The sequence below is a fragment of the Moorena sp. SIO3B2 genome, assembly GCF_010692525.1.
GTDB lineage: Bacteria > Cyanobacteriota > Cyanobacteriia > Cyanobacteriales > Coleofasciculaceae > Moorena > Moorena producens.
In genome coordinates, this window is the sequence record NZ_JAAHHE010000238.1 from 6668 (window position 1) to 9533 (window position 2866).

Here is a 2866-nt window from a genome sequence, read left to right on the forward strand (position 1 = left end):
CGAGTCCGAACGAAGATCTGGTAAACCCCGTTAACCCTAACCTGAGATGGTTAAAGTCCGGGGTAGACCATTTCACCTAATTTGAATAAACGGGGTTGATCAGAAGCTGACCCGTTTTTTTAACAGTCAACCGAAGGCCATCGTAATCATCATCCCTGACAAAACCGCAAGGTTCGAGTGTGAGATCGCGATTATTAATATAATCACGACAAATAAAATCATGGCCGGATTTTCCGATAGTCCAAACATGGTTTTTTGTAACAACAAGGTTAGCCGTTTGACTAGGTAGAATGGAATCGCGCCCGACAACAGGTTTTCTCACGAACTTTGTGTCCTTTGTATTAGGTGCAATCCAGACCCCGAAAGGATAAATCAGGTCCGGGTCGGAAGAGCTTCGGATCGCCGCACAATAACTCGCACCAGTCATCATATAGGTGTTAGGTCGTAGCACATTATCGGGAAAAAAAACATCCCAGGCAAATTCGGAATCGTGCTCGTAATTGTCAATGTCGTCATCAAGATGGTCGTCGAGATGGCAAGAGAGCACGAAAGCCGTCGCGTCTGAGTTATTGGTCCCTCTGATGATCAAATCGGCGTGTGCAGCAGGCACAGAGAAACCATAACCTAACCATACTTGTAAGCTTATACAAAAAGCCGAAATAAAGCCAGGAAAAAAGCGAGAAAGCATGGAACCAAGTTTCCTATACAAGAACAGCACTTTACATTAAAAAAAGAATCAGTTTTCCCCATTGGGTTAAGGAGGCGATGGTAGGTAATGTACACAAACCCAGACCATTGTTCAAGACCGAACAGCTATCAACCATTACCAGTCTTCAAATGAGCCATGATGAGTGAAACCGAGCAAAAGACCATCCAAAAACGTACACACACTACGTAAGCCGTGTTGAGGAAGGAAACCGAATCAACCAACCCATCAACGCCACCCTTAACCCATTGCCACCAGCGTCGGACATACTTCTCAATCCGGATTACATCCGCACCTTGCTCATCAAGCCGAGAAATTTTGTCCAGCATCCGTTCAATGGTTTTTTTCGCAATCCTTAACCCCTGACCACAGAAGAAATACCCCAAGAAATCAAACCCCCGTGCGATCGGTCCAATAAAGGTCTTATCGGGGTGTTTTTCAACCTGTAGGTCATTCATGACCTGATTCACCGCTTTAATCGCCTTCCGCAACTTCCAGCGAGTGGGGGCAAGGATTACCACTACGTCCATAAACCGGGCAGAAAAACCGCCTAGTTCAGCCATCCTATCCTCTAACGGTTTCAGAAATCAAGCCCCCATCATGGGAGACATTGGACAGCCCAAGGAGATCCCCTGTTCAATATCAACGAACTTTCCCCCATCGGACACATAACGCCGTAAATAGCCCCAAAGCAACGCCAAAACCTTCTCATCGTTAACATACTGCTTAACAATCTTCATTAAGATGTGATGATTAATACTGGCATATAAGCCGCTGAACATCAGTCCGAAACACAAACTTATTTTCCCATAAATGGGCCAAAACATCTCTAACTGCCCCCTTGATTCCCCCAGTACCAGCCAAATGAAAACAACGGGGCGATAAATGGGGTAACAGGTGTGCGGTGAGCACAATCGATATCGCCTTCAAAACCAGGGCATCCTGAGAGTGCCACCATTCAAAGATGCGGTCAATTGCCCGGATCTGACGTAATTCTCGAAACCGATAGCGACCAGAGCGAATCAACCCTTGTATTTGGTTTTTTTTCTGATGCCACCACCGCCATTGATGCCAAATATCCCCATTAAAGTGATAGTGGGCGCGAGAATCACAAACCCAGGCAAAAGCCTGATCTAAAACCTGTACTGACGCAATTTGCTCTATTAACATCAGAAATAATCAGATCATACTATGAAGGTTGGGTTTAATCGGAACTTCCGTTTTGTCAAAATTGCCTAACCAAAGCTAGGTGGGGTTGGGTGCATCTCATCTAGGAAATTATATAACGTAGGGTGCGTTAAGGGCGGATGCTGTAGGCGAAATATTTCATAAACTTACCCTGAAGCCCCATCAGCCCTCACCCCCAGCCCCTCTCCCCACCTTGGGAGAGGGGAGCCGATTACGGCAGCAATTCGGGTTTCACGAATTCGCCAGCAGCATCAGGGCGGCTCGCCGTCATTATATACCTCAATGCCAGCGCGGGTATTGTCGGCCCCGATACGCACCACCGGATCAAACAGCAAAAATGAGATGCACCCGGTGGGGAATTGACTCCAATCAGCCCGGCTATCTATTGGGTACAAAATAGCTCGGTTCAAGATGAGTATATGCCAGACCAGGCGGTGTTATGTACTGAAGTCGGTGTAGCTTATCACTTGCTTGTACGACCACTACCTTAGGAGCTGTTATATACTAAAACACACAATCGCGCTCCATTTAACTGTACACATATCTTTTTTTGTAAACTAGGAATTTATAGATAGTTTTAAGGTCAACACTGATCATCGGGTTCTCATTAAGTCCAGATTCAAGTCGTCCAAGCTTTGGCAAAATGGGATAATCAGCTAGTCAACTTATGTCCCAACCTACGAAACTTCTCCAGCAGGGCAAGCACTTCCTTCACGATGGACTATAGCTTTTATCATAGCGATGAGGTACACAATCTTTTTCATCTCTTGCCTCTAGCATGCATGCCTTTTGCCTTTTGCCTCGCACCTGCTCCCTGCTCCGAAGTCCCTGCTCCCATTAACCCAGAAATTTTTACCTCATGGGTAATTGACTTGCTATAATCTCTAATTACGACTAATCTGACACTCGATTTTGGGCTACAATCACTAACCAAGATTGCTGTTCACAGGCTTGAGTAAATCACCAATAACT

General features: G+C 45.7%; 4 protein-coding genes. All 4 read right to left on the reverse strand.

All coding sequences use genetic code 11. The annotated features are described in order from the left end of the window. Positions 1-76: 76 nt before the first annotated feature. The 4 genes from F6K38_RS29390 to F6K38_RS29405 all read right to left on the reverse strand — a co-directional run bounded on the left by F6K38_RS29390 (position 77) and on the right by F6K38_RS29405 (position 1876). Entirely contained in the window at positions 77-688 is a 612-nt protein-coding gene (locus F6K38_RS29390) for a hypothetical protein (RefSeq protein WP_287358606.1), read from the reverse strand. Between the two features lie 128 nt (positions 689-816). Next, a complete protein-coding gene (locus F6K38_RS29395) occupies positions 817-1269 on the reverse strand; it encodes an RNA-dependent RNA polymerase family protein (protein WP_287358609.1) in 453 nt (150 codons plus the stop codon). A gap of 24 nt (positions 1270-1293) precedes the next feature. Then, complete coding sequence (locus F6K38_RS29400) at positions 1294-1446, reverse strand: hypothetical protein (RefSeq protein ID WP_287358612.1); 153 nt, start codon at positions 1444-1446, stop codon at positions 1294-1296. Between the two features lie 13 nt (positions 1447-1459). Then, a complete protein-coding gene (locus F6K38_RS29405) occupies positions 1460-1876 on the reverse strand; it encodes a hypothetical protein (protein WP_287358614.1) in 417 nt (138 codons plus the stop codon). Between the last annotated feature and the right edge of the window lie 990 nt (positions 1877-2866).